This is a genomic window from Pseudomonas sp. JBR1, assembly GCF_028198185.1.
GTDB classification, from domain to species: Bacteria; Pseudomonadota; Gammaproteobacteria; order Pseudomonadales; family Pseudomonadaceae; genus Chryseomonas; species Chryseomonas oryzihabitans_E.
Genome location: NZ_CP116340.1, coordinates 3,008,044 through 3,031,723 on the forward strand (window position 1 = coordinate 3,008,044; position 23,680 = coordinate 3,031,723).

General features: G+C 67.3%; 26 protein-coding genes and 1 riboswitch. Of the genes, 11 read left to right on the forward strand and 15 right to left on the reverse strand.

Annotated elements, in window-relative coordinates; genetic code table 11:
* Nucleotides 1-68: 68 nt before the first annotated feature.
* Nucleotides 69-1,610 (reverse strand): threonine ammonia-lyase, biosynthetic, encoded by a 1,542-nt coding sequence (ilvA, locus tag PJ259_RS13885; RefSeq protein ID WP_271653242.1) that lies wholly within the window; start codon nt 1,608-1,610, stop codon nt 69-71.
* 272 nt (nt 1,611-1,882) lie between these two features.
* Between ilvA and PJ259_RS13890 the strand changes: the two genes are divergently transcribed.
* The 3 genes from PJ259_RS13890 (at nt 1,883) to dxs (ending at nt 5,082) form a co-directional block, all read left to right on the forward strand.
* Nucleotides 1,883-2,125: an exodeoxyribonuclease VII small subunit gene (locus tag PJ259_RS13890; RefSeq protein ID WP_059316431.1), complete on the forward strand. Its 243-nt coding sequence runs from the start codon at nt 1,883-1,885 to the stop codon at nt 2,123-2,125.
* On the forward strand, nt 2,122-3,000 hold the full coding sequence (locus PJ259_RS13895) for a polyprenyl synthetase family protein (protein WP_271653243.1): 879 nt from the start codon (nt 2,122-2,124) through the stop codon (nt 2,998-3,000). Before PJ259_RS13890 ends, PJ259_RS13895 begins: the two co-directional genes overlap by 4 nt.
* A 150-nt stretch (nt 3,001-3,150) precedes the next feature.
* Nucleotides 3,151-5,082 carry a 1-deoxy-D-xylulose-5-phosphate synthase gene (gene dxs / locus PJ259_RS13900; RefSeq protein ID WP_271653244.1) on the forward strand — a complete coding sequence of 644 codons (1,932 nt, stop codon included), beginning with the start codon at nt 3,151-3,153 and terminating at the stop codon, nt 5,080-5,082.
* Nucleotides 5,083-5,115: 33 nt separating this feature from the next.
* On the opposite strand, the gene ribA is transcribed toward dxs, so the two are convergent.
* The 10 genes from ribA to nrdR all read right to left on the reverse strand — a co-directional run bounded on the left by ribA (nt 5,116) and on the right by nrdR (nt 12,783).
* Entirely contained in the window at nt 5,116-5,739 is a 624-nt protein-coding gene (gene ribA, locus PJ259_RS13905; RefSeq protein ID WP_059316434.1) for a GTP cyclohydrolase II, read from the reverse strand.
* A 95-nt stretch (nt 5,740-5,834) separates the two neighbouring features.
* Complete coding sequence (locus tag PJ259_RS13910; protein ID WP_059316435.1) at nt 5,835-6,467, reverse strand: retropepsin-like aspartic protease family protein; 633 nt, start codon at nt 6,465-6,467, stop codon at nt 5,835-5,837.
* 27 nt (nt 6,468-6,494) lie between these two features.
* Complete coding sequence (locus tag PJ259_RS13915; protein ID WP_271653245.1) at nt 6,495-7,004, reverse strand: phosphatidylglycerophosphatase A family protein; 510 nt, start codon at nt 7,002-7,004, stop codon at nt 6,495-6,497.
* Nucleotides 7,005-7,026: 22 nt separating this feature from the next.
* Nucleotides 7,027-7,983, reverse strand: coding sequence for a thiamine-phosphate kinase (gene thiL / locus PJ259_RS13920; protein WP_271653246.1), 957 nt, complete (start codon nt 7,981-7,983; stop codon nt 7,027-7,029).
* Between the two features lie 14 nt (nt 7,984-7,997).
* Nucleotides 7,998-8,489, reverse strand: a complete 492-nt coding sequence (gene nusB / locus PJ259_RS13925; protein ID WP_059316438.1) for a transcription antitermination factor NusB — start codon at nt 8,487-8,489, stop codon at nt 7,998-8,000.
* Nucleotides 8,486-8,962: a 6,7-dimethyl-8-ribityllumazine synthase gene (gene ribH / locus PJ259_RS13930; RefSeq protein ID WP_007161209.1), complete on the reverse strand. Its 477-nt coding sequence runs from the start codon at nt 8,960-8,962 to the stop codon at nt 8,486-8,488. The genes nusB and ribH overlap by 4 nt, the downstream gene beginning before the upstream one ends.
* A gap of 109 nt (nt 8,963-9,071) precedes the next feature.
* A complete protein-coding gene (gene ribBA, locus PJ259_RS13935; protein WP_271653247.1) occupies nt 9,072-10,160 on the reverse strand; it encodes a bifunctional 3,4-dihydroxy-2-butanone-4-phosphate synthase/GTP cyclohydrolase II in 1,089 nt (362 codons plus the stop codon).
* 10 nt (nt 10,161-10,170) lie between these two features.
* Nucleotides 10,171-10,833, reverse strand: coding sequence for a riboflavin synthase (locus PJ259_RS13940; protein WP_271653248.1), 663 nt, complete (start codon nt 10,831-10,833; stop codon nt 10,171-10,173).
* Between the two features lie 142 nt (nt 10,834-10,975).
* Nucleotides 10,976-11,135: riboswitch (FMN riboswitch) on the reverse strand.
* A gap of 56 nt (nt 11,136-11,191) precedes the next feature.
* Nucleotides 11,192-12,316 (reverse strand): bifunctional diaminohydroxyphosphoribosylaminopyrimidine deaminase/5-amino-6-(5-phosphoribosylamino)uracil reductase RibD, encoded by a 1,125-nt coding sequence (ribD, locus tag PJ259_RS13945; protein ID WP_271653249.1) that lies wholly within the window; start codon nt 12,314-12,316, stop codon nt 11,192-11,194.
* Nucleotides 12,313-12,783 carry a transcriptional regulator NrdR gene (gene nrdR / locus PJ259_RS13950; RefSeq protein ID WP_007161213.1) on the reverse strand — a complete coding sequence of 157 codons (471 nt, stop codon included), beginning with the start codon at nt 12,781-12,783 and terminating at the stop codon, nt 12,313-12,315. The genes ribD and nrdR overlap by 4 nt, the downstream gene beginning before the upstream one ends.
* Before the next feature lie 181 nt (nt 12,784-12,964).
* Between nrdR and PJ259_RS13955 the strand changes: the two genes are divergently transcribed.
* The 3 genes from PJ259_RS13955 to trxA all read left to right on the forward strand — a co-directional run bounded on the left by PJ259_RS13955 (nt 12,965) and on the right by trxA (nt 15,010).
* Complete coding sequence (locus PJ259_RS13955) at nt 12,965-13,429, forward strand: YbaY family lipoprotein (RefSeq protein ID WP_059316442.1); 465 nt, start codon at nt 12,965-12,967, stop codon at nt 13,427-13,429.
* The gene (locus PJ259_RS13960; RefSeq protein ID WP_271653250.1) at nt 13,426-14,073 is read left to right on the forward strand and encodes a class I SAM-dependent methyltransferase; all 648 of its coding nucleotides are present in this window, start codon (nt 13,426-13,428) and stop codon (nt 14,071-14,073) included. The genes PJ259_RS13955 and PJ259_RS13960 overlap by 4 nt, the downstream gene beginning before the upstream one ends.
* A 67-nt stretch (nt 14,074-14,140) precedes the next feature.
* Complete coding sequence (trxA, locus tag PJ259_RS13965) at nt 14,141-15,010, forward strand: thioredoxin (RefSeq protein WP_059316444.1); 870 nt, start codon at nt 14,141-14,143, stop codon at nt 15,008-15,010.
* A gap of 125 nt (nt 15,011-15,135) precedes the next feature.
* On the opposite strand, the gene PJ259_RS13970 is transcribed toward trxA, so the two are convergent.
* On the reverse strand, nt 15,136-15,492 hold the full coding sequence (locus PJ259_RS13970; RefSeq protein WP_271653251.1) for a hypothetical protein: 357 nt from the start codon (nt 15,490-15,492) through the stop codon (nt 15,136-15,138).
* Between the two features lie 122 nt (nt 15,493-15,614).
* On the opposite strand from PJ259_RS13970, the gene PJ259_RS13975 reads away from it, so the two are divergent.
* The 5 genes from PJ259_RS13975 to PJ259_RS13995 all read left to right on the forward strand — a co-directional run bounded on the left by PJ259_RS13975 (nt 15,615) and on the right by PJ259_RS13995 (nt 19,422).
* Nucleotides 15,615-16,157 carry a ZrgA family zinc uptake protein gene (locus PJ259_RS13975; RefSeq protein ID WP_271653252.1) on the forward strand — a complete coding sequence of 181 codons (543 nt, stop codon included), beginning with the start codon at nt 15,615-15,617 and terminating at the stop codon, nt 16,155-16,157.
* A 7-nt stretch (nt 16,158-16,164) separates the two neighbouring features.
* Nucleotides 16,165-16,872 (forward strand): ABC transporter ATP-binding protein, encoded by a 708-nt coding sequence (locus tag PJ259_RS13980; protein WP_271653253.1) that lies wholly within the window; start codon nt 16,165-16,167, stop codon nt 16,870-16,872.
* Between the two features lies 1 nt (nt 16,873).
* Nucleotides 16,874-18,127: an ABC transporter permease gene (locus PJ259_RS13985; protein WP_271653254.1), complete on the forward strand. Its 1,254-nt coding sequence runs from the start codon at nt 16,874-16,876 to the stop codon at nt 18,125-18,127.
* Between the two features lie 13 nt (nt 18,128-18,140).
* Nucleotides 18,141-18,635 (forward strand): DUF3299 domain-containing protein, encoded by a 495-nt coding sequence (locus PJ259_RS13990; protein ID WP_271653255.1) that lies wholly within the window; start codon nt 18,141-18,143, stop codon nt 18,633-18,635.
* 97 nt (nt 18,636-18,732) lie between these two features.
* The gene (locus PJ259_RS13995; protein WP_271653256.1) at nt 18,733-19,422 is read left to right on the forward strand and encodes an OmpW/AlkL family protein; all 690 of its coding nucleotides are present in this window, start codon (nt 18,733-18,735) and stop codon (nt 19,420-19,422) included.
* Between the two features lie 91 nt (nt 19,423-19,513).
* On the opposite strand, the gene PJ259_RS14000 is transcribed toward PJ259_RS13995, so the two are convergent.
* From PJ259_RS14000 to yccS, 3 genes are all read right to left on the reverse strand, one after another.
* Nucleotides 19,514-20,443, reverse strand: a complete 930-nt coding sequence (locus tag PJ259_RS14000; RefSeq protein ID WP_271653257.1) for an NAD-dependent epimerase/dehydratase family protein — start codon at nt 20,441-20,443, stop codon at nt 19,514-19,516.
* The gene (locus PJ259_RS14005) at nt 20,436-21,335 is read right to left on the reverse strand and encodes a sugar nucleotide-binding protein (RefSeq protein WP_174523153.1); all 900 of its coding nucleotides are present in this window, start codon (nt 21,333-21,335) and stop codon (nt 20,436-20,438) included. Before PJ259_RS14005 ends, PJ259_RS14000 begins: the two co-directional genes overlap by 8 nt.
* 87 nt (nt 21,336-21,422) lie before the next feature.
* Nucleotides 21,423-23,627, reverse strand: a complete 2,205-nt coding sequence (gene yccS / locus PJ259_RS14010) for a YccS family putative transporter (RefSeq protein WP_174523154.1) — start codon at nt 23,625-23,627, stop codon at nt 21,423-21,425.
* Between the last annotated feature and the right edge of the window lie 53 nt (nt 23,628-23,680).

Below are 23,680 nucleotides of genomic sequence, written 5' to 3' on the forward strand. Positions count from 1 at the left end.
CCCATGGCCGCGATCAATGCAGAGCGGCCGCATCGACGGACTGCCATGCTGCGATCCTGAAAGCCCAATCACCCGATAAACAACCGATACGCCGGATTCTCGGTCTCGTCCCAATAGCGATAGCCGATGGCATCCAGGGTCGCCAGCAGCTCGCCCCGCTCGGCATCACTGGCTTCCAGTGCGGCGAATACCCGCCCATCCGCCGCGCCGTGGTTGCGATAATGAAACATGCTGATGTTCCAGCGTCCGCCCAGGCGGTCGAGGAAGTCGAACAGCGCCCGGGGCCGCTCGGGGAATTCGAAGCGGAACACCTGCTCCTCACCGACCCGTGCCGCATGGCCACCCACGGTGTGGCGAATATGCAACTTGGCCAGTTCGTTGTCGGTCAGGTCCAGCACCGGGAAGCCCTGGTCGCGCAGGCCCTGGATGAGGGCGTCACGCGGATCGCGCTGCGGATGGGTCTGGACGCCAACGAAGATATGGGCCTCTTCGCCGGTGTGGTACCGGTAGTTGAATTCGGTGATCTGCCGCCGGCCCAGGGCCTCGCAGAAGGCGCGAAAGCTCCCCGGCCGCTCGGGAATGGTCACGGCGATGATGGCTTCGCGTTGCTCGCCCAGCTCCGCGCGTTCGGCCACATGGCGCAGGCGGTCGAAGTTGATGTTGGCGCCGGAATCGATGGCCACCAGCACCTGGCCGCCACTGCCTTCACGCTCGGCGTACTTCTTGATCCCGGCCACCCCCAGGGCGCCCGAAGGCTCGGTGATGGAGCGGGTATCGTCGTAGATGTCCTTGATCGCCGCGCAGATCTCATCGCTGTTCACGGTGATCACTTCGTCCACGTAGCGCCGGCAGATCTCGAAGGTATGGTGGCCGATCTGGGCAACGGCCACGCCGTCGGCGAACAGCCCTACCCGCGGCAGGACCACTCGTTCGCCGGCGGCCATGGCCTGCTGCAGGCAGTTGGAGTCGTCCGGCTCGACGCCGATGACCTTGACCTCGGGGCGCAGGTATTTCACATAGGCCGCGATACCGGCGATCAGGCCGCCACCGCCCACGGGGACGAAGATGGCGTCCAGCCGCCCGGGGTGCTGGCGCAGGATCTCCATGGCCACGGTGCCCTGGCCGGCGATGACGTCGGGATCGTCATAGGGCGGCACGAAGGTGTAGCCCTGCTCCTCGGCCAGGCGCAGCGCCTCGGCCAGGGCCTCGGGAAAGGCGTCGCCGTGCAGTACCACCTCACCACCGCGGGACTGCACGCCGATGACCTTGAGCTCCGGGGTGGTGCGCGGCATGACGATGATCGCCCGCACGCCCAGCTCACGTGCCGCCAGGGACAAGCCCTGGGCATGGTTGCCGGCGCTGGCGGTGATCACCCCGCGCGCCTTCTCGCTGGCCGAGAGGCTGGCCAGTTTGGTGTAGGCGCCACGGATCTTGAAGGAGAATACCGGCTGCAGGTCTTCGCGCTTGAGCAGCACCTGGCAGCCCAGCCGTTCGGACAGCGCCCGCGCCGGTTGCAGGGGCGTCTCGATGGCCACGTCGTAGACGGGGGCTTCGAGGATCTTGCGGGCATAGCGCTGCAAGAGAGCGGTGGCGGGTTCCTGGGCGGTCATGGTGGGCTCCTGGGGTGTTTCGTCGGGGCCCAGGAGTCAGAAAGTACAAACCCGCCTCTTGGGCGGGTCTGGTTGCGCAGCTAACGCTGTCCCGCCATCAGGTAATGGCGGTAATAATGCTGGGGCGTTGGGAGCTGCGCGTATTCATGACCGCTACCCTAGGGCGTCGACGCGCCCCGCGTCAAGCAGCGCCGCCGAGTGTGGCAAAATTGCTACCCTGCTCCGCCCTTTGCTACCTTCCCGCGATCCGATCGCGTCTGCCGAGAATCCCGATGGCCCGCAAGAAAGCTCCCGACTTCGAACAATCCCTGGCCGAACTGCAGACCCTGGTGGAACGCCTGGAAAGCGGCGAGCTGTCCCTGGAGGACTCCCTCGGCGCCTTCGAACAGGGCATCCGCCTGACCCGCGAATGCCAGGGCGCCCTGGCGCAGGCCGAGCAGAAGGTGCAGATCCTGCTGGAAAAGGATGGCGAACTCACGGCCGCCCCCTTCGCTCCGGCCGGGGACGACGCATGATCGAGGCCTACCAGCAACGCTGCCAGACCCGCGTCGATACCGCCCTCGCTCCCCTCTTCAGCGCGCCCCGCGCCGAACTCGCCCGGCTCTATGCCGCCATGGCCTATAGCGTCATGGGTGGCGGCAAGCGAGTACGGCCACTGCTGGTCTACGCCGCCTGCGAAGCCCTGGGGGGCGATCCGGCGCGCGCCGACCAGGCGGCCTGCGCGGTGGAGCTGATCCACGCCTATTCCCTGGTCCACGACGACCTGCCGGCCATGGACGACGACGACCTGCGTCGCGGCCGACCCACCACCCACAAGGCCTATGACGAGGCCTGCGCCATCCTCGCCGGCGACGGCCTGCAGACCCTGGCTTTCGAGGCGCTGCTGGCGGCGCCCCAGGCTGCCGCCGTGCGACTGGAGATGGTCGCCGTGCTGGCCCGCGCCAGTGGCCCGGCGGGCATGGTCGGTGGCCAGGCCATCGATCTGGAATCGGTCGGCCGGCGTATCGACCAGCCGGCGCTGGAAACCATGCACCTGCACAAGACCGGTGCCCTGATCGCCGCCAGCGTCCAGCTCGGCGCTCTGGCCAGCGAAGCCGCCGGCCCTACCGAGCGCGACGCCCTCGCCCGCTATGCCGAGGCCATCGGCCTGGCCTTTCAGGTGTGGGACGACGTGCTCGACATCGAGAGTGATACGGAAACCCTCGGCAAGCGCCAGGGCGCCGACCTCGCCCGCGACAAACCGACCTACCCGGCGCTGCTTGGCCTGGACGCCGCCAAGGCCTATGCCCTGGAGCTACGCGACACCGCCCTGGCCGCCATAGAGCCGCTGGGCGAGCCCGCCGAACCCCTGCGCGCCCTGGCCCGCTATATCGTGGAACGACGTAGCTAGACGCGCTCAAGCGGAAAAACTCGTGACCCGAGCCGCATTTGCCCCCGGGTCCGTTGTCACAGGGGCATGACAAGACGCCCTGCCCGCTGTTGGGATGCCACGCGAGCATCGGGTAAACTGCCTAATTCTCTGCGCAAAGTGGTCAGCCAGATGCCCAAGACGTTTCACGAGATTCCCCGCCAGCGTCCCGCGACGCCCCTGCTCGACCGCATCGACTTGCCGGTGCAGCTGCGCCAGCTCGGTGACGCCGAGCTGGAAGCCGTCGCCGACGAACTGCGCGCCTTTCTCCTGTGGACCGTGGGCCAGACCGGCGGTCATTTCGGCGCCGGCCTGGGTGTCATCGAGCTGACCGTGGCCCTGCATTACGTCTTCAACACCCCGGAAGACCGGCTGGTGTGGGACGTGGGCCACCAGGCCTATCCGCACAAGATCCTCACCGGTCGCCGCGAAAGCATGGCCAGCCTGCGCCAGAAGGACGGCCTCGCCGCCTTCCCGCGCCGCAGCGAGAGCGAATACGACACCTTTGGCGTCGGTCACTCCAGCACCTCCATCGGTGCCGCCCTGGGCATGGCCATCGCCGCCCAGTTGCAGGGCATCGAGCGCAAGTCGGTAGCGGTGATCGGCGACGGCGCCCTGACCGCGGGCATGGCCTTCGAGGCACTCAACCACGCCTCGGACACCGGCGCCAACATGCTGGTGGTGCTCAACGACAACGACATGTCCATCTCGCGCAATGTCGGTGGCCTGTCCAACTACCTGGCGCGGCTGCTCTCCAGCCGTACCTACCAGCACCTGCGCGAGAACGGTAAGAAGGCCCTCTCCAAGCTGCCCGGTGCCTGGGAAATCGCCCGCCGCACCGAAGAAGCCGCCAAGGGCATGCTGGTACCCGGCACCCTGTTCGAGGAGCTGGGCTGGAACTACATCGGCCCCATCGACGGCCATGACCTGCCGACCCTGGTCAGCACCCTGCGCAACCTGCGAGATGCCAAGGGTCCGCAGTTCCTCCATGTGATCACCCGCAAGGGCAAGGGCCTGTCCATCGCCGAGGCCGATCCCATCAGCTACCACGCCATCACCAAGCTGGAGCCGCTGGACGCCAAGCCCAAGCGCCCGGGTGCACCCAAGTACTCCAACATCTTTGGCGACTGGCTGTGCGACATGGCCGCCGCCGATTCCAAGCTGGTGGGCATCACCCCGGCGATGAAGGAAGGCTCCGACCTGATCCGCTTCGCCGAACGCTATCCCGAGCGCTATTTCGACGTAGCCATCGCCGAGCAGCATGCGGTAACCCTGGCCGCAGGCCTGGCCTGCGACGGCATGAAGCCGGTGGTCGCCATCTATTCCACCTTCCTGCAGCGCGGCTATGACCAGCTGATCCACGACGTGGCGGTGCAGAACCTGGACGTGCTCTTCGCCATCGACCGCGCCGGTCTGGTGGGCGAAGACGGCCCTACCCACGCCGGCAGCTTCGACCTGTCCTACCTGCGCTGCATCCCCGGCATGGTGATCATGGCGCCCAGCGACGAGAACGAGCTGCGCCGCCTGCTTACCACCGGCTATCGCCACCAGGGTCCGGCTGCGGTGCGTTATCCCCGTGGCAGCGGCCCCAACGCCGCCCTCGATCCGGGCCTGGAACCCCTGCCTATCGGTAAAGGCGTGGTGCGTCGCCAGACCAGCCTGAAGAGCGGCCCCAAGGTCGGCTTCCTGGTCTTTGGCGTGCAACTGGCCGAAGCCCTGCAGGTCGCCGAGCGTCTGGACGCCAGCGTGGCCGACATGAGATTCGTCAAGCCGCTGGACGAGGCGCTGATCCGCCAGTTCGCCGCCGACCACGACCTGTTGGTCACCGTCGAGGAAAACAGCGTCATGGGTGGCGCCGGCAGTGCGGTCAACGAGTTCCTGCAGGCCAACGCCCTGCTCCGGCCGGTACTCAACCTGGGCCTGCCGGATAGCTACATCGAACACGCCAAGCCGGCCGACATGCTGGCCGAATGCGGCCTCGATGAGGCGGGCATCGAACGCTCAGTACGCGAGCGTCTGGCCCTGGCGGACTTGGCACCGACCGGTCTGCGCAAGGAAGCCTGAGCGCAGCCTGCCGCTGGCCAGTAAAAAGGCGCCCTAGGGCGCCTTTTCCATGTCTTCGTTCTGGTGCAGATTACCGAGCATGTGACCCAGCTTGCCGGCCTTGGTCAGCAGATAGCGGCGGTTGTGCGGATTGAGCCCCTCTTGCAGAGGCACCCGCTCGGCTACGGGAACCCCCAAGGCTTCCAACGCCTTCACCTTGCGCGGATTGTTGGTCATCAACCGCAGCGAGGTGATGCCCAGGTGGTCGAGCATCGGCTTGCACAGGGCATAGGTGCGCTGGTCGGCGCCAAAGCCCAGACGTTCGTTGGCTTCCACCGTATCGGCCCCGGCATCCTGCAGCTCATAGGCGCGGATCTTGTTGAGCAGGCCGATACCACGCCCTTCCTGGCGCAGATAGAGCAGCACGCCACGGCCCGCCTCGGCGATGGCACGCAACGCCGCTTCCAGCTGGAAGCCACAGTCACATCTCAGGCTGAACAGCGCATCGCCGGTCAGGCATTCGGAATGCAGCCGTCCCAGCACCGGCTCGCCGTCGGCCACGTCGCCGAAGGTCAGGGCGACATGCTCCTTGCCATCGGTCTCATCGAGAAAACCGTGCATGGTGAACAGGCCGAAGGGGGTGGGCAGTTGGGAGGCGGCGACAAAGACGACGGACACCTGCAGGCTCCTGACGGGGAAAGACGTACATTGTAACCTTTTCCCCGGGTCCGGCGTCATCGCCAGGGGTTATGACGTCGATACCCAATGATCTATCAGCGCGCCTGGACGTAGAAGATGCCCTGGGCCTCGCGCCAGCCGACCCGGTTGAGGAAACTCATGCCCAGCAGACCCTGGCTGGGGTAGTTGCCCTCCAGCACCATGGCCTCCACCCCGACGACCTCCACATCGCCCAGGCGCACCTGCGTGAGCGTGGTACGCCAGGCGCGGGCATGGCCACTGGCGGTCTCCACCCATCCCGGCGTGCCGTCACGGTAGCGGATCCCCAGCTGGTCGGCCTGGGCGCCGCTCAGGGCCACGCTGGTGGCGCCGGTATCCACCAGCAGGGATACCGGCCGGCCGTTGACGTTGGCGGTGACCTGATAGTGACCGTTGTTGCTGCGTGGCACGCTGAATTCGCGGCGCTGCGGCGCGCTGTAGCCATCGCTGTATTCGCGATCGAGACCAAAGGCCTGGGTCCTACCCTCGATGCGCAGCACCGCCTGCTGGGAATCCGCGCTGACCACCTCGACCTCGTCCAGCCGCTGCCCGACCTTGAGCAGCTTGCGCTGGCCATTGACGTTGATCACCGCCGCGCCGTTGAACAACCCCACGACCCTGACCTGGGGCTGCGCCCAGGCGAGCGTACCGACGGCCCAGATGAGGCCGCACGCGCCCAGTCTTTTCACTGCCCTGCTCCTTGGGCCTGCGTCTCGTCAGCCGACGAGATGACCCCAACCGATATGTAGTCCCTGAACCACCAGCCAGGCGAGGACGCCGGCCAGTACATCGTCGACCATGATGCCGACGCCGCCGCGGACATTGACATCCAGCCAGCGGATTGGCCAGGGCTTGCAGATGTCTAGCACGCGGAAGGCGACGAAACCCACCACTAGCCAGATCAACCCTGGTGGCGCCAGCCAGAAGGTGATCCAGATGCCGACCATCTCGTCCCAGACGATACCCTCGTGGTCGTGCACGCCCAGCTCCCGGGCAACCTTGCCGCACAACCAGCAACCAAACAGGGTGAGGACCACCAACAACAACGGATAGCTCCAGCCAGTGAGCAGCTGCCACAGCGGCACGAAGGGCAAGGCGATCAGCGATCCCCAGGTACCGGGTGCCTTGGGCAGGGTGCCGGAACCCAGGCCAAAGGCCAGGAAGTGCCAGGGATCACGCCAGACCGACAGGGGGACCGGCTGGGCGGGGGCTTGGTGTTCGCTCAAGGAAGGACTCCGCTCGAAGGCGCTAGAAGTGTTGGAAACCGGTCTGCGCCAGCGTCATGGGCTGACCGTCGGCGGCGAGGACAGCAACACCGCTGCCCGTCTCGACCCGACCGATCACCTGCGCCTGGGGCCAGGCGACGGCCAGGGCCGGGGCCTGCTCGGGCGGCAGGGTGAAGACCAGCAGATAGTCATCGCCCGCGCCCAGCGCCAGGCGCAGCACCTCGTCGGCCGGAAACAGCTCGGCCAGCGCCGGGCTCACCGGCAGCCGCGCGGCCTCCACCACCAGTCGCACGCCAGAGGCCGCGGCGATATGCCCGCAATCGGCCACCAGGCCGTCGGAGACATCCTGGGCCGCCGTCGCCCTGCCCCGCAACCAGAGGCCGAGTTCGAATTGCGGTTGGGGCGCCCAGTAGCGAGCCAGCAGGTGCCGACTGGCGGCGCCCTCTGGAGCACGCTGGCCGAGAACGAAGGGCAAGGCGCCGCCTGCCTCGCCGGGCGCGCCGCCCAGGCACAGCAGATCGCCCGGCCGGGCGCCGCTACGCAGCAGCGCCTGACCAGCCGGAACCCGACCGAAGACCGTGAGAGTGAGGGACAGTGGACCGCGGGTGGTATCACCCCCGACCAGGCGCAGGTCGCACCGTTCGGCCATCTGGGCGAGTCCTGCGGCGAGGCCTTCCAGCCAGCTCGGTTCGACCGCCGGCAGGGTCAGCGCCAGGGTGAAGCCTAGGGGCGCCGCACCCATGGCGGCCAGGTCGCTGGCGCTCACCGCCAGGGCGCGCTGCCCAAGGCCGAAGGCGTCCGGGCAGGGATCGGGGAAGTGCACCCCGGCGGTCAGGGTGTCGGTGGATACCGCCAGCTGCTCACCCGGAGCGGGTGCCAGCAGCGCGCAGTCGTCACCGATCCCCAGGGCCACGCCCGGACCGCCGCGCGCGCAGGGCGCCGCGGCGAAATAGCGACGGATGAGTTCGAATTCACCCATGCCGACGTGGGCGATCAGCGCTTGCCGCGCAACTCGGCGCTGCGCAGCTTGGGCGCCAGCTTGTCCAGCACGCCGTTGACGAACTTGTGGCCGTCGGTGGCGCCGAAGATCTTGGCCATCTCGATGCCCTCGTTGATCACCACGCGATAGGGCACGTCGATGCGCTTGAGCAGTTCGTAGCAGGACAGCCGCAGCACGGCGAGTTCGACCGGGTCCACCTCGTCCATGGCACGGTCCAGGCAAGGCAGGATCAGGCCATCGATCTCGCTCTTGTTGGCCGGGACGCCATGGAGGACTTCATGGAAGTAGGCGCCGTCGACCTTGGCGAAGTCGTTGTCGACGCGAAACTGCGCCTCGATCTCGTTGATCGCCTGGCCCGCCATGTGCCACTGGTACAGGGCCTGGACCGACAGGCTGCGCGCTTCGCGGCGAGCAGCCAGTTTGCCGGTGGGGGCCTTCTTGCCCGCGGGCTTGCCGGCCGCGGGCGGAGTCAGATCGCCGCTCACTTGGCCTCCAGCTGCGCCAGCAGGCTGACCATTTCCAGAGCGGACAGGGCCGCTTCGGCGCCCTTGTTGCCGGCCTTGGTGCCGGAGCGCTCGATGGCCTGCTCGATGGAGTCGACAGTCAGGACGCCAAAGGACACCGGGACGCCGAATTCCATGGAGACCTGGGCCAGACCCTTGGTGCATTCGCCGGCCACGTATTCGAAGTGGGGCGTGCCGCCACGGATGACCGCGCCGAGGGCGATGATGGCGTCGAATTCGTCGCGCTGGGCGATCTTCTGCACGGCCAGCGGGATCTCGAAGGCGCCGGGGACGCGGATGATGGTCAGGTCGTCCGGCTTGATGCCGTGGCGCACCAGGGCGTCGATGGCGCCCTGCAGCAGGCTCTCGACGACGAAGCTGTTGAAGCGGCCGACCACCAGGGCGAAACGGCCCTGGGGAGCGATGAAGGTGCCTTCAAAGGTCTTGATGTTCATGTGCGGGTCCAGTTGTCAAAGAGCCGGACGGCCGGCAACTGCCAGGCCGTCCGTGGAAATCCAGGTGAAGCGCGCCGCACCACCCGGGCGGGCGCGCCAGGCGGAAGGGTCATTCTTCAGGAGGCAGATAGTCTACTACTTCCAGGTCGAAGCCGGATATGGCGTTGAACTTCATCGGCGAGCTGAGCAGCCGCATCTGACGAATGCCCAGGTCGCGCAGGATCTGCGAACCGGCACCGACGGTGCTGTAGGTGGACAGTGCCTTGGGCGCCGGACGCGGCTCGCGCAGATGCGCCAGCAGGTCGTCGCCTTCCAGCGAGTGCCCCAGCAGCAGCACCACGCCAGCGCCTTCGCGAGCGACCCGCTCCATGGCGCTGCGCAGGCTCCAGCGACCCGGCTGGTGGACCTGCAGCAGGTCGCGCAGCGGGTCCATGTTGTGCACCCGCACCAGTGGCAGCTCCTGGCTGGCCAGGTCACCGCGGATCAGCGCCAGATGGACGTCGCCCTCCACTTCGTCGCGGTAGGTCACCAGCTTGAAGGGGCCGAGTTCGGTATCGAGCTGCTGCTCGTCGATGCGCTTGACGGTGTGCTCGTGGAGCAGGCGGTAGTGGATCAGATCGGCGATGGTGCCGACCTTGAGGCCGTGTTGCTCGGCGAAGGTTTCGAGTTCGTCGCGACGGGCCATGGTGCCGTCGTCGTTCATCACTTCGCAGATCACGCCGCTCTCGGCGAAGCCGGCCATGCGCGCCAGGTCGCAGGCGGCCTCGGTGTGGCCGGCGCGGGCCAGCACGCCACCGGGCTGGGCCATCAGCGGGAACATGTGGCCAGGGCTGACCACGTCGCCGGCCTTGGCGTCCTTGGCGATGGCGGCCTGCACGGTGCGCGCCCGGTCAGCGGCGGAGATACCGGTGCTGATGCCCTCGGCGGCCTCGATGGAGACGGTGAACTTGGTGCCGAAGCCGGAGGCGTTGCGGCTGGCCATCATCGGCAGATTAAGGCGTTCGCAAAGGCCCTTGCTCATGGGCATGCAGATCAGGCCGCGGGCATGGCGGGCCATGAAGTTGATGTGTTCGGCGGTGACGCATTCGGAGGCGATGATGATGTCGCCTTCGTTCTCGCGGTCCTCGTCGTCCATGAGGATGACCATCTTGCCCGCGCGGATGTCCTGAATGATGTCTTCGATACTGGAAAGTGCCACGGTGTCGTCCTTAGCGCTGCAGATAGCCGTGTTCGGCGAGGAAGTTTTCGGTGACGCCGCCCTTGCTGGACTCGGCGGCCTTGTCGCCCAGCAGCAGGCGTTCCAGGTAGCGGGCCAGGAGGTCCACCTCCAGGTTCACCCGCCGACCGGCGCGGTAGTCGGCCATGATGGTCTCGCCGAGGGTATGGGGGACGATGGTCAGCTCGAACTCGGCGCCGTCCACCGCGTTCACCGTGAGGCTGACGCCATCCACGGTAATGGACCCCTTGAGAGCGATGTAACGGGCCAGCTCGGCCGGGGCGCGCAGACGGAATTGCACGGCACGGGCGTTATCGGCGCGGGAAACCACTTCGCCGAGGCCGTCCACGTGGCCGCTGACCAGGTGGCCGCCGAGACGGCTGGTGGGCATCAGCGCCTTTTCCAGGTTGACCCGGCTGCCAGGCTTGAGCCCACCCAGGCTGGTAAGGCTCAGGGTCTCGCGACTGACGTCGGCCCAGAAGCCGTCGCCAGGCAATTCCACGGCGGTGAGGCAGACGCCGTTGACGGCGATGCTGTCGCCGAGCTTGACGTCGGCAAGGTCGAGCTTGCCGGTGGCGACATAGAGGCGCACGTCTCCGCCCTTGGGCATGAGGGCGCGGATCTCGCCGAGGGCTTCGATGATTCCGGTAAACATCAGCTCAGGCCTCCAAGAGGCGGAGCCGAAACGGCGGTGCAGCTAGACATCGACGAACTCCTGTTTCGGTGAAAAAACAGGGCGTACGGACAGAAGGGAAATCAGACGGACGAGGGGCTCGCACCCCTGCCAGGCGAGGCTATCCCGTTCTCTCTCATCCGGACTATGACCGTCGGCCCCGGAATCCAACCGGGTCTGCTGACCTCCCCCGCCGCAGAGGGCAAGGGAGCGCTCGCGGGCTCGTCCCGAGTCGATCGGGCATTACCGCCGGTGGGGAATTACACCCCGCCCTGAGAACTCGCTACCCGCAGGCAGCGCAGGTTTTGTAACACAGTTCGCCGCCGGGGGGCCAGGGGCGTCAGGCACCCCGGACAGGTCGGGCGATCAGGTGCAGGTCCGCGCCCACTGGCGTGGCACTGAGGATTTCCAGCTGCGGTGCCTCGGCCAGGTGCTCCAGCGGCCAGTCCAGCAGCGGCCGGGCACTGGAGCCGAGGAACTTGGGCGCCAGGAACAGATGGTATTCATCGACCAGCCCGGCCTGGGCGAAGGCACCGGCAAGGCGCGGCCCGGCTTCAACCAGGACGTCGTTGACCTGCTCGCCGCCCAATCGGGTCAGCAGGGCGGCCAGATCGACCTGGCCCTGGGCGCCAGGCAACGCCAGGTAGTCATGACCGGCCACCGCATAGGCGGGCGCCTCGGCGGCCATACCGGCCACTCGCGCCGCGCCGGCCTGGAAGAACGGGGCCGTGAGCGGCACCCGGCCGCGGCCGTCCACCAGCAGCCGCTGCGGCGTGCGCAGGGTGGCCAGCTCCAGTTCGTCACCGCTCAGGCCCAGCTCGGCCTGGCGTACGGTCAGGCGGGCGTCGTCGGCCAGCACGGTATCGGCGCCGGTGATCACCACGCCCGCTTCGGCCCGTAGCCGCTGGACACTCTGGCGTGCCAGCGGCCCGGTGATCCACTGGCTCTCGCCATTGGCCATGGCGGTGCGACCGTCCAGACTCAGCGCCAGCTTGACCCGCACGAAGGGTCGCCCGGCCAGCATGCGCTGGATGAAGCCGGCATTGAGCGCCCGGGCCTCGGCTTCCAGCACCCCGGCGCGGGTGGCAATGCCAGCGGCGGCGAGACGGGCGAGGCCACGGCCGGCCACCAGCGGATTGGGATCGGTCATGGCTGCCACCACCTCGGCCACGCCAGCCGCGACCAGGGCGTCGGCGCAGGGCGGTGTGCGGCCATGGTGGCTGCAGGGTTCCAGGGTCACATAGGCGGTGGCGCCGCGCGCGGCTTCCCCCGCCTGGCGCAGGGCATGCACCTCGGCATGGGGACCGCCGGCCTGGCGGTGCCAGCCCTCGCCCACTATCCGGCCGTCCCGGACGATGACGCAGCCCACCCGGGGATTGGGCGCCGTGCTGTAGCGGCCGAGCGCCGCCAGTGCCAGGGCGCGGGCCATCCAGAATTCGTCATTCATCTCGTTGGCAGGGCTCATACCGGCTGCTTGCCCGGATCCTGGGCCAGTCGCTCGATCTCGTCGCGGAATTCGGCCAGGTCCTGGAATTGCCGATAGACCGAGGCGAAGCGGATATAGGCCACCTGGTCCAGCTTGCGCAGTTCATCCATCACCAGTTCGCCCACCACCCGCGAACGGATCTCCCGCTCGCCGGTGGCGCGCAGCCGGTGCTTGATCAGGGCGATGGCCTCTTCCAGGCGCTCGACGCTGACCGGGCGCTTTTCCAGGGCGCGCTGCATGCCGGCGCGCAACTTGTCTTCGTCGAAGGGCTGGCGGGTACCGTCCTGCTTGATCAGCCGCGGCAGGACCAGCTCGGCGGTTTCGAAAGTGGTGAAGCGTTCCTGGCAGGCCAGACATTCACGCCGCCGGCGCACCTGCTCGCCGGCCGCAACCAGCCGGGAATCCGTGACCTTGGTGTCGTGGGCGCCGCAGAAGGGACAATGCATGGGAGAGTCGACCGCCGGAAGGGAAAGCCCTCATGGTACCCGATCACCCCCCGCCGGGAACCTCCGGGTACCGGACGAATCGACAGCCAGAGGCCGCCAGGCTATAAGAGCGCACTCTACTCGACGGCCACTCCTCAACCTCCCGTGCAGCCCTCGCGGGCCGCGACCTACGGATCCTGCCATGACCCCACGCGTCCTCCTGCCCCTGCTGCTCACCGGTCTGCTTGTGGCGTGCTCCAGCCCCCCCGAAACCACGCCGCCGCAGCCCACCACCCCGGCCGACGAGCCGGTTCCGGTGGCGGGTGCTCCTACCCCGGCCAATCTGCGCGAGATCTCCGGCGTCTTGCGCAATGCCCAGGGCCTGGTCCCGGCCGGTGCCCAGGTCGAGATCGCCCTGCTGGCGGTCAACGCCAAGGGCCTGCCCCAGCGCCTGCTGGCCAGCGAGACGGTGACCGGCAAGGGCGCGCCCCTGGCCTTCCGCCTGCCCTTCAACCCGGACATCTTCCCCACCCGTCCGGACCTCAAGGTGGAATTCCACGCCCGTCTGATCCAGGCCGGTCAACTGGCCAGCTACCTGCCACCGGTCGGTGTGGGCGGGCCGACCACGCAGAACCTCGGCGAACTGGTGCTGAACCAGACTCCGTGACCCCGCCCTCCGACCTTGCCGACGCCCTGGTGGCGCTGCTCGGCGACGCCCGCCTCCGCCTGCAGGCCTTGCCCGGCAGCACGCTATCCTTGTGGCTGGTCGATCCCGCCAACATGACGCGGGCCTTTTCCCCGGCGGAAACCCAGCGCCTGCTGGAGGCGCCGCCCTACTGGGCCTTCTGCTGGGCCAGTGGTCTGGCCCTGGCGCACTGGATCGTCGCCAATCCTGAGCACGTCGCCGGGCGCCAGGTGCTGGATTTCGGCAGCGGTTCGGGCATCGCCGGTCTCGCCGCCGCCCAGGCCGGCGCGGCGCGGGTGGTCTGTTGCGACCTCGATCCATTGGCACTGGCCGCCTGTCGTGCCAATGCCCAGGCCAACGGCCTGCAGATTCAGACGCTGGCCGATTTCCAGGCCAGCACCGAGCGCTTCGAGCTGATCCTGGCCGCCGACGTGCTCTACGACCGTGCCAACCTGTCCCTGCTGGGATCGTTGCAGAGCCGTGCCGACAGCCTATTGCTGGCCGACTCGCGCGTACGCGACCTGGTCCACCCCGGTTTCAGCCGCCTCGCCGAACTCCAGGCCTGCACCCTGCCGGATCTGGCGGAGCCGGAAGAATTCCGCCGCGTGACGCTCTATCAGGGCTGAGCCACCTGCCTTGTTTCCAAGGGCGGCGCCCCCACCTATAGTGCATCTTTCGTCTGCCGAGTCCGCCATGAGCCAGGTCCCCTACATTTTCGACGCCACTCTCGACACCTTCCAGCAACAGGTCATCGACGCCTCCTTCAGCACTCCGGTGCTGGTGGACTTCTGGGCCGAGTGGTGCGCGCCCTGCAAGGTGCTGATGCCGCTGCTGGCCAAGATCACCGAGTCCTATGGCGGCGCCCTGCACCTGGCCAAGGTCAACTGCGACATCGAGCAGGAATTGGTGATGAGATTCGGCATCCGCAGCCTGCCGACGGTGGTGCTGTTCAAGGACGGCCAGCCGGTGGACGGCTTCGCTGGCGCCCAGCCGGAGTCGGCCATCCGTGCCCTGCTCGAACCCCATGTCCAGGCCTTGCCACCGGCCGCGGAAGATCCGCTGGAAGCCGCCCAGGCGCTGTTCGCCGAAGGCCGTTTCGCCGAGGCCGAGGCGCTGCTCAAGGCGCTGCTGGAAGAGGACAACAGCAACGCCCTGGCGCTGATCCTCTATGCCCGCTGCCTGGCCGAGCGCAATGAACTGGACGATGCCCAGGCGGTACTGGACGCGGTCAAGGGCGACGAACACAAGCAGGCCCTGGCCGGCGCCCGTGCCCAGCTGACCTTTCTCCGCCAGGCCGCCAGTCTGCCCGAGGTCGCCGAGCTCAAGAGCCGCCTGGCTCGCGATGCCGGTGATGACGAAGCCGCCTACCAGCTGGCCGTGCAGCAACTGGCCCGCCAGCAGTACGAACCGGCGCTGGATGGCCTGCTCGACCTGTTCCGCCGCAATCGTGGCTATGGCGACGACCTGCCGCGCAAGACCCTGGTGCAGGTCTTCGATCTGCTGGGCAACGACCACCCACTGGTCGCCACCTATCGCCGCCGCCTGTACCAGGCGCTGTACTAAGCGCCTATCGATAACGGCTGCGTCGCCCTGGGCGCAGCCTTATCCACAACCAGCGCCCGCCTGGCGTTGTGGACCTTTCGTAGCGTGGAAAACCGCCCAGCGTTTTCCACCACCTGTGCCCAGCTTCACCCCTGCCAGATATAGAACTGCGCCTCCCCGACCCGCTCCATGCGCACCTGGGGACTGTGCCTCAGCCGGACCAGCAGCTGCTTGGCCACGCCCAGATTGCCGGTCAGCTTTTCCAGCGCCACGAGGATGTCCGGTCCGCTGAGCCGCCCGGCGGAGCTGAGCAGCTTGACCACCTGATCCCAGAGCATGTCGCCTCCCGACTTGGGCCCGCTGGGTGCGGCGGCCACCGCCGCAGCAGGCAGGGACGCCTCCGTCGGCCGCAGGGCCGCGGCCAGGCGCTGCCAGTCGGCCTCATCCAGTTCCACCGTGAGATCCACGGGCTGGCTGCCGATGGTTCCGCGAATGCGTACCATGGTGTTCTCCTCGTCGTGCAGAGGCCCATGCTCCCACAGCCACTGGCCGACGCCAAACCAAGGTTGCAGCGCGGAAAAGCAACAACATAACATAGCGCCTTTCCGTTCACTGGTAGCCCACCATGCGCTTGCCCCTGCTGACCTTCTGCCTTGCTGCCGCACTCGTCCAACCGGCCCTTGCCCATGACGACCATGACGAACACGAGCACGGCGCCCTGGGTGCCCATGTGCACGGCGAATCCCACCTCGATCTGGCGCAGACCGATACGGGCCTGGAGTTGCAGTGGCGCAGTCCGGCGGCCGATCTGCTGGGTTTCGAACATGCACCGCGCAACCAGAAGGAGCAGGACGCCGTCGCCGCGCTTCGGCAGAGCCTGGAGAATCCTCAGGCACTGGTGAAGCTGCCCGCAGCAGCCGATTGCCAATTGGCCGAAGCCAGTGCCATCAGTCCGCTGTTCGCCAAGGACACCAACGTCAGCGGCCATCTGGATGTGGAAGCCACCATGAGCTTCACCTGCAGCAAGCCGACCGCCCTCGACGGTCTGGACCTCTCCGGCTGGTTCGCCCGCTTTCCCAACAGTCACAGTGTCGAAGTGCAGGCCATCGTCGCCAGTGGCCAGCAGGGCGCCGAGCTGACGGCTCAGCAACCGCGACTGAAGTGGTAGGACGGCCATGAGCACCGCGCCCCTGGTCGAGATCCGGGACCTTGGCTTCGCCTGGCCTGGCCAGGCGGAATGCCTGGATATCCAACACTTCCAGCTGGCGCGCGGTGAGGCGCTGTTTCTCGAAGGCCCCTCGGGTAGCGGCAAGACCACCCTGCTCGGCCTGCTCGGCGGCGTGCAGCGCCCCAGTCGCGGCCAGGTCCGGCTGCTCGGTCAGGATCTGGGGCAACTCGCCACTGCCCGGCGCGATCGTTTTCGCGTCGACCACACCGGCTTTCTCTTCCAGCAGTTCAACCTGCTGCCCTTTCTCTCGGTGCTGGACAATGTCCTGCTGCCCTGTCAGTTCTCCAGACTGCGCCACGAGCGTGCCCGCGCGCGCCATGGCGATCCACAGGACGCTGCCCTGACCCTGCTGCGCGCCCTGGGCCTGAGCGATCCCGACCTGCCCCGGCGCCCGGCCCGCGAATTGTCCATCGGCCAGCAGCAGCGGGTCGCCGCCGCTCGCGCCCTGATCGGCCAGCCGGAACTGGTGATCGCCGACGAACCCACCTCGGCGCTGGATACCGATCACCGCGACGCCTTCCTGCAGCTGCTGTTCGCCGAATGCGCCGCAGCCGGCGCCGGCCTGCTGTTCGTCAGCCACGATCGCGGCCTGGCAGGCCATTTCGACCGCCACCTCACCCTGGCCCAGCTCAACGCTGCCCGGGCGGAGACCTAGGATGCCCCTCCTTCAGCTAGCCTGGGCCAGCCTGCGCAATCGTCGCGCTACCGCCCTGCTCACCATCTTCACCATCGCCGTCTCGGTGGCCCTGCTACTAGGCGTCGAACGGCTGCGCACCGAGGCCAAGGCCAGCTTCGCCAGTACCATCGCCGGCACCGACCTGGTGGTGGGCGCCCGCTCCGGCGCGGTCAACCTGCTGCTCTATTCGGTGTTCCGCATTGGCAATGCCACCAACAACATCCGCTGGGAAAGCTACGAAAAGCTCGCCGCCGATCCTCGCGTCGCCTGGACCATCCCGCTGTCGCTCGGCGATTCCCACCGCGGCTACCGGGTGCTGGGCACCGACGGCAACTACTTCACCCACTATCACTATGGGCGCAACCAGCCCCTGCGCCTGGCCCAGGGCCGGCCCTTCAACGACGTCTTCGAGGTCGTGCTGGGCGCCGAGGTGGCCAAGGCGCTGCACTACCGGCTGGGCGACAAGATCGTGCTGGCCCATGGCGTCGCCACCATCAGCCTGACCGAGCACAGCGACCATCCCTTCACCGTGGTCGGCATCCTCGCGCCCACCGGTACCCCGGTCGATCGCACCCTGCACATTCCGCTGAGCGGCATGACCGCCCTGCACCTGGACTGGCGCGGCGGCATGCCCGGCCCCTCGCTCAGCGATGCCGAGGTGCGCCAGCGCGACCTCACCCCGCAGGATCTCACGGCCGCCCTGGTCGGCCTCAAGAGTCGGGTAGCCACCTTCGCGGTGCAGCGTGCGGTCAACAGCTATACCGGCGAGCCCTTGCTGGCGATCCTGCCCGGCGTGGCCCTGCAGGAACTCTGGGGTCTGCTCGGCACCGCGGAACAGGCGCTGCTGGTGATGTCGCTGTGCGTGGTCCTCACTGGTCTGGTGGGCATGCTTACCGCCCTGCTCGCCAGCCTCAACGAACGGCGGCGGGAGATGGCCATCCTGCGTTCGGTGGGCGCCCAGCCGCGGCATCTGTTCGGCCTGCTGCTGGCCGAGGCCCTGGCCCTCACCCTGGCCGGCTGCCTGGGCGGCCTGGCCCTGCTCTATGGCGCCATCGCCCTGGGCCGCCCCTGGCTGCTGGCGGAATACGGTCTGGCATTGCCGCTGGACTGGCCCTCGCTCTACGATGGGCAACTGCTCGGCGGCATCCTGCTCGCCGCCCTGGTGCTCGGCTGCATTCCGGCCTGGCGCGGTTGCCGCCAGGCCCTCACGGACGGGTTGTCCGTGCGACTATGAACGAGGCCCCACCATGCGCCTGGCGCTACTGCTGTTGCTCTGCTGGCTGCCCTGGGCCCAGGCCGAACCCCGTCAACTCGCCTGGCGCGAGCTGGTACCGGCCGATGCGCCGCGCTTCAACCCGGGCAGCATCGACCACGGTCTCGGCGAAGACGGCCCGGCCGCCAGCCAGCCCTGGCCGGACGCTCCGACGGTGGCGGCGCTGGATGGCCAGGACGTGCGCCTGCCCGGCTACGTGGTCCCCCTGATGGTTACCGACGAGGGCGAGGTCACCGAGTTCCTCCTGGTCCCCTACTACGGCGCCTGCATCCACGTGCCACCGCCACCCGGCAATCAGATCGTCTACGTCAAGGGCAGCCACGACCTCTGGCTGTCCAAGCTGCACCTGCCCTATTGGGTGGAAGGCCGCCTGGGCGTGGGCAGCCAGCGCAGCGAGGTGGCCGTCGCCGGCTACTGGCTGCAGGCGCAACGCATCCTTCCCTACATCCTCAAGGGCGACGGCTCCTGAGGGGATATGCCCGACCCTTGAGCGAGATCAAGAGTCTGACATTTAAGCTTCGCTAGGCTGCTCCCAGCCCTTTTTCAATGCTTCCGGAGCCCTAGCCATGCGTCCTCTCTTCCGCCTCAGCCTGCTCGCCCTCGCCTTGGCCGCCCCCCTCGCCCAGGCCCACCAGGCTGGCGACATCATCCTGCGTGCCGGTGCCATCACCGTCGATCCCCACGAGCGCAGCTCCGACGTCAAGATCGATCGAGGCGCCCTGAGCGGCGCCAACCTCGGCGGCAAGGCGACCATGGACAGCGACACCCAGCTGGGGCTGAACGTCGCCTACATGCTGACCGACCAGCTGGGCTTAGAACTGCTGGCGGCCACGCCCTTCGAGCATGAGGTCAACATCAAGGGCACCGGTCTGGACGCCGCCAATGGCAAGCTGGGCACTCTCAAGCACCTGCCGCCGACCCTGAGCCTGGTCTACTACCCACTGGACGCCAAGGCGACGTTCCAGCCCTATGTCGGCGCTGGCCTCAACTACACCTGGATCTATGACGAGCATGTCGGCAGCGGCGCCAGCGCGGCCGGCTTCGACAACTTCCATGCCGACAATTCCTGGGGCTGGTCCGCCCAGGTCGGCGCTGATCTCATGCTCACCGACCGGGTCATGCTCAACGCCCAGGTCCGCTACATCGACATCTCCACCACCGCCCACGTCGATAATACCGCCCTCGGCGCTCGGGCCAAGGTCGATCTGGACGTGGATCCCTGGGTGTACATGGTCGGCCTGGGCTATCGCTTCTAACCTACTGCCCGCCACTAGCACCGTAGGTTGGCGCTGAGGCAACTCCAGCGTCGAAGCCCAACAGGCCAGGGGTTGCCCCTGGCCTCCCCGATTAGTCTCGTAGCAGCGCCGCCAGCCCCGTGCCCATGGCCGTGGGCTGGCTGAAGTCGAAGCGCTCGCGCAGACGACGGTTGTCCGCCTTCGAATGGCGGATGTCCCCCGCCCGCGCCGCCCCATGGGTCACCTGCGGCAGGCCACCGAGCACCTGGCCGATCTCGGCCAGGAGGCCGTTCAGGCTGATGGTCTCGCCGCGCCCTACGTTCACCGCCCCGGCTGTCACCTCGGGAGCTTCCAGCGCCTGCACCAGGATACCCACCAAGTCGGCCACATAGACGAAATCGCGGGTCTGCTCGCCGTCACCAAAGACCGTGATCGGCGTCTGGCGGCGGGCGCGCTCGGTAAAGATGCTGATCACCCCCGAATAGGGCGAGGACGGATCCTGGCGCGGGCCATAGATATTGAAGAAGCGAAAGATCGCCGGCTCCAGAGCGTGCTCGCGGCGATAGAAGTCGAAGTAGTACTCGCCAGCCAGCTTATCCGCTGCATAGGGCGTCAACGGCGCCTTGGGCAATTCCTCGTCGATGGCCTGGCCCTGGCCGTTGGCGCCGTAGACCGCCGCGCTGGAGGCATAGACCACCCGCTTGATCCCGGCCTTGCGCATGGCCTCGCACAGATTCAGGGTACCGATGAAATTGGCCCTGTGGGTGCCCACCGGGTCTTCCACCGAGGCCTGCACCGAGGCCACCGCGGCCAGGTGTACCACCGCTGCGCAGCCAGTTACCGCGGCTTCCAGCATCGCGGTATCGGCCACGTCACCCACCCGCAGCTCGATACCTTCATTGTCCAGCGGCAGATTCTCGCGCTTGCCGGTACTCAGGTCGTCCAGTATCCGTACTCGTTTGCCCCGCGCCAGCAGCGCATCGGCCAGGTGGGAGCCGATGAAACCGGCACCGCCAGTGATCAGAATGGGCGCATCACTCATCGAAACCTACCTCGTCCTGCCGAAAGCCCTGCAACAGCGCCGGCAGCTCCTGCTGCCAGCGCCGCGCCTTGATTCCAAAGGTGTTGAGCAGCTTGCGACTGATCAGCACCCCCTGTTGTGGCTCTTCCGCGGCATCCGCACGCTCCAGGTGCGTCACCTCCTGCCATTCGCAGCGCACCGGCCGGTCGAATTCCTGCCAGAGCTGGGCGACGGTTTCGCCCAGGCCCAGCTCCGACACCGCTTCCTGGGCACCGTAGTGATAGGTCCCCCAGAGCGGCGCGCCGCAGTCGAGCTGCTTGACCACGGCCAGCAGCACGCGGGCAACATCGCCCACCGTGGTCGGATTACCGCGCCGGTCACCCGCCAGGGGGACGACCTGCTCGGTACCCAGTTGCTGTAGCAGACGTCCCAGGCGACCGTCGCAGGAATCGTCCAGCACCCAGCCCAGGCGCAGCAGGATATGCATCGGGCACAGAGCCCTGACCAGCTGCTCGACCCGCCAGAGCGCTTCGCCCCGCGCCCCGGGAGGCCGCGGAAGATCCTTTTCACTATAGCCGGCCACGCGCGAGCCATCGAACAGCTGATAACCGGAGGGTTGGATCAAGGGAATCTGGTAGTGCTGACAGAGGCCGGCCAGGCGTTGGACGGCGAGCGCCTGACGCTGCATCAACGCCGGATCGAAATCCGCCGCCTGCAGCCAGTCGCGATAATAGGCGAGATTGATCACCGCCCCCGGACGTACCCGGTCGAGCACCTCGGTCAGCCCGGCGGCGTACCAGCCCTCCGCCGGGGTCTCGGGGGCAACGAATTCGATGCCCGCTTCGGCACCGGCGGCGAGTAGCGCCTTGCCCAGGGCGCTCTCCCCGCCCACTACTAGAAGACGCATACGCATGACTTGGAACAGCCTTCAGACCAGCATAAACAGGCGTCGAAAAAGTCGACGGACATCAATCAACATAGCGCGTCGCGCCAACCTTGCTCAAGCATCGGCGGTAACGGCTGCCGGTTGTTCGCGGCTTTGCTCACGCAGCGTATGGTTAGCGGCGCTCTTGAGATTGGGCAGCAGCCGACAGATCAGCGCCAGCTGGGTGCACACCAGCCGGTAGCCATCGTCGTTGTCGTCGGCCGCGGCTTCCAGCTCGTCGGCGAGGCTGCTTTCCTCCTCGGCCGTAGGCGGCAGACTGCGCCGCTCCGCCACCGCTGCGGCGATGGCCTCCATGCCCTCGGCGATGCGCGTCACGGCGCGCTCCACCAGAGCATCGTGCTCGGCCGCCTCCAGCTGGCGGCGATGCGCGCCCAACGCCGACAGGTAGCCCAGCAGCGTGTTGGACAGTGCCAGGTAGCGAAAGCCCGCCTCCAGGTTGCGGCGGAAGTGCCCGGGATCGCGCAGCATGTTGGCCAGCGCGGCCGACAGTGTCGCATCGGCGTTATGGGCATTGCGCCGCGCCACACGGTAGTCGAGATCGTCCCGCTTGCCGGTCCGGTACTGCTCGTGCAACCGGCGCAGATAGAGCGCATTGGTGCGCAGGGTATTGGCCATCACCTGATGCAGGCGCCGCCCCTGCCAGTCCGGCAGGACGAAGAACACCGCCAGCACCGCGATCAGGCAGCCCAGCAGGGTATCCAGCAGCCGCGGCCAGATCAGCATGAAGCCATTGCCCACCTGGTTGAAGCAGAACAGCACCATCAGGGTGATGGCCGCGGTAGCGATGGTGTAGCGATCCGTGCGGGTGATAAAGAACACCAGCCCGGCGACCAGCGCCAGCAGCAGCTGGACTTCCGGCTGAGCGAACAGCTCCAGCAAGGCACTGCCCAGTAGCAAGCCGATCACCGTGCCCACGATCCGCTGCACCAGGCGCACCCGGGTCGCCCCGTATTGCGGTCGGCAGACGAATACCGTGGTCAACAGGATCCAGTAGCCGTTCACCGGGTGGATCAGGTGCAGCACGCCATAGCCGGCCATCAACGCCAGGGCCATGCGCAGGCCATGGCGGAACAGCAACGAGGTCGGGGTCAGCTGCAGGCGGATGCGCCGAAACACCTCGGGCAGGGAGCGCGCAGCGGGATCCAGCAGGCTGGTGTCCAGATCCGCCGCGCCCGAATCACTGTTGCCCGCTTCGGAGAACTGCCGTTCCAGGGTCGAAAGGTTATGGCCGAGCAGATCCAGGGAGCGCAACAGACCCCGCCAGCGCGGATTCTGCTGCTGCTTGAGATACTCCAGCGATGCCTGCAGATCGGTCAGCCCCTGTTGGCTTTGCTGACCGTATTCGAAGGGCTGGCCGAGCCGGATCGCCTCGCCCATGTTGAGACAGGCGCTGGCCTGCAGCTTGAGCAGGCGCTGGCAGCGAAACAGGATGTCGCTATGGAAGAAGGCCTCGGTCAGGGCGCTGTAGGGATAGTGGGAGGAGCTGGCACGCTCATGGATGTCCTGCGCCATGAAATAGAGGCGGAAGTAACGTCCGGAGCGCGCCCCAGGCCGCCCCGAGCGGCCGAAGCGATTGAGGATGGTCGCCTTGGCCTGGTTCAGCGCCTGCACCACCTTGCCGTTCTGCTGCGCCAGGAGCACGCGTCGCCGGTGCAGGTCCACCCCGCGCACCGGCTCGAGCATCTCGGCCTTGAGCCTGAGCAGGGTCCCTAGCTCGCCATAGAGGGCGGACAGATTCTGGCGTACCGGTTGGTGGGCGAAGAGCGCGCACCAGAGCACCGAGAGCAGGCCATACCACAGGGCGCCGGCCAGCAGGTGCGCCGGTTCGTACCACAGCGGTACCTGGGCGCCGAGGCGCTGATCCACGCCGATCATGGCATAGATGGAGAGGATCACCGTCGCCTGAGCCACCGAGGCATAACGCTCGCCGATAGCACCCAGCATCGTCAGGCTGAAGGTGGCCAGGCCCAGGCCCGCCACGAAAATCCATGGATAGGGAAACAGCAGCTCAACGGCGAAGGCAGCGACCGCGAAGCACAGCAGCGTCACCACCAACGACTTGAGACGACCTAGCCAGCTGTCGTCGGTTTCCGCCAGGGCACTGGCGATAATGCCGAGGAACACTGGCGATAGCGCCCGCAAATCGCCGAGCGACCAACAGACGGCCATGGCGCCGCTCAGGGCGACAAAGACGCGAACGCCATAGCTGGCCTTTTCGTGCGCCCATAGCTGGCGCAAAGACACTCCAAACACAGTCATGACGGGAGAGCGAGCCTCGTGTTTTCGCGCTTGATGCGAACCTTAGCACTGCG

Excerpts from the sequence above, each read along its gene's own strand:
- ilvA (WP_271653242.1), bottom strand. The coding sequence starts at position 1,610 with ATGACCGCCCAGGAACCCGCCACCGCTCTCTTGCAGCGCTATGCCCGC.
- PJ259_RS13890 (WP_059316431.1), top strand. The coding sequence starts at position 1,883 with ATGGCCCGCAAGAAAGCTCCCGACTTCGAACAATCCCTGGCCGAACTG.
- PJ259_RS13895 (WP_271653243.1), top strand. The coding sequence starts at position 2,122 with ATGATCGAGGCCTACCAGCAACGCTGCCAGACCCGCGTCGATACCGCC.
- dxs (WP_271653244.1), top strand. The coding sequence starts at position 3,151 with ATGCCCAAGACGTTTCACGAGATTCCCCGCCAGCGTCCCGCGACGCCC.
- thiL (WP_271653246.1), bottom strand. The coding sequence starts at position 7,983 with ATGGGTGAATTCGAACTCATCCGTCGCTATTTCGCCGCGGCGCCCTGC.
- ribH (WP_007161209.1), bottom strand. The coding sequence starts at position 8,962 with ATGAACATCAAGACCTTTGAAGGCACCTTCATCGCTCCCCAGGGCCGT.
- PJ259_RS13940 (WP_271653248.1), bottom strand. The coding sequence starts at position 10,833 with ATGTTTACCGGAATCATCGAAGCCCTCGGCGAGATCCGCGCCCTCATG.
- ribD (WP_271653249.1), bottom strand. The coding sequence starts at position 12,316 with ATGAGCCCTGCCAACGAGATGAATGACGAATTCTGGATGGCCCGCGCC.
- nrdR (WP_007161213.1), bottom strand. The coding sequence starts at position 12,783 with ATGCATTGTCCCTTCTGCGGCGCCCACGACACCAAGGTCACGGATTCC.
- PJ259_RS13955 (WP_059316442.1), top strand. The coding sequence starts at position 12,965 with ATGACCCCACGCGTCCTCCTGCCCCTGCTGCTCACCGGTCTGCTTGTG.
- trxA (WP_059316444.1), top strand. The coding sequence starts at position 14,141 with ATGAGCCAGGTCCCCTACATTTTCGACGCCACTCTCGACACCTTCCAG.
- PJ259_RS13970 (WP_271653251.1), bottom strand. The coding sequence starts at position 15,492 with ATGGTACGCATTCGCGGAACCATCGGCAGCCAGCCCGTGGATCTCACG.
- PJ259_RS13975 (WP_271653252.1), top strand. The coding sequence starts at position 15,615 with ATGCGCTTGCCCCTGCTGACCTTCTGCCTTGCTGCCGCACTCGTCCAA.
- PJ259_RS13980 (WP_271653253.1), top strand. The coding sequence starts at position 16,165 with ATGAGCACCGCGCCCCTGGTCGAGATCCGGGACCTTGGCTTCGCCTGG.
- PJ259_RS13985 (WP_271653254.1), top strand. The coding sequence starts at position 16,874 with ATGCCCCTCCTTCAGCTAGCCTGGGCCAGCCTGCGCAATCGTCGCGCT.
- PJ259_RS13990 (WP_271653255.1), top strand. The coding sequence starts at position 18,141 with ATGCGCCTGGCGCTACTGCTGTTGCTCTGCTGGCTGCCCTGGGCCCAG.
- PJ259_RS13995 (WP_271653256.1), top strand. The coding sequence starts at position 18,733 with ATGCGTCCTCTCTTCCGCCTCAGCCTGCTCGCCCTCGCCTTGGCCGCC.
- PJ259_RS14000 (WP_271653257.1), bottom strand. The coding sequence starts at position 20,443 with ATGAGTGATGCGCCCATTCTGATCACTGGCGGTGCCGGTTTCATCGGC.
- PJ259_RS14005 (WP_174523153.1), bottom strand. The coding sequence starts at position 21,335 with ATGCGTATGCGTCTTCTAGTAGTGGGCGGGGAGAGCGCCCTGGGCAAG.
- yccS (WP_174523154.1), bottom strand. The coding sequence starts at position 23,627 with ATGACTGTGTTTGGAGTGTCTTTGCGCCAGCTATGGGCGCACGAAAAG.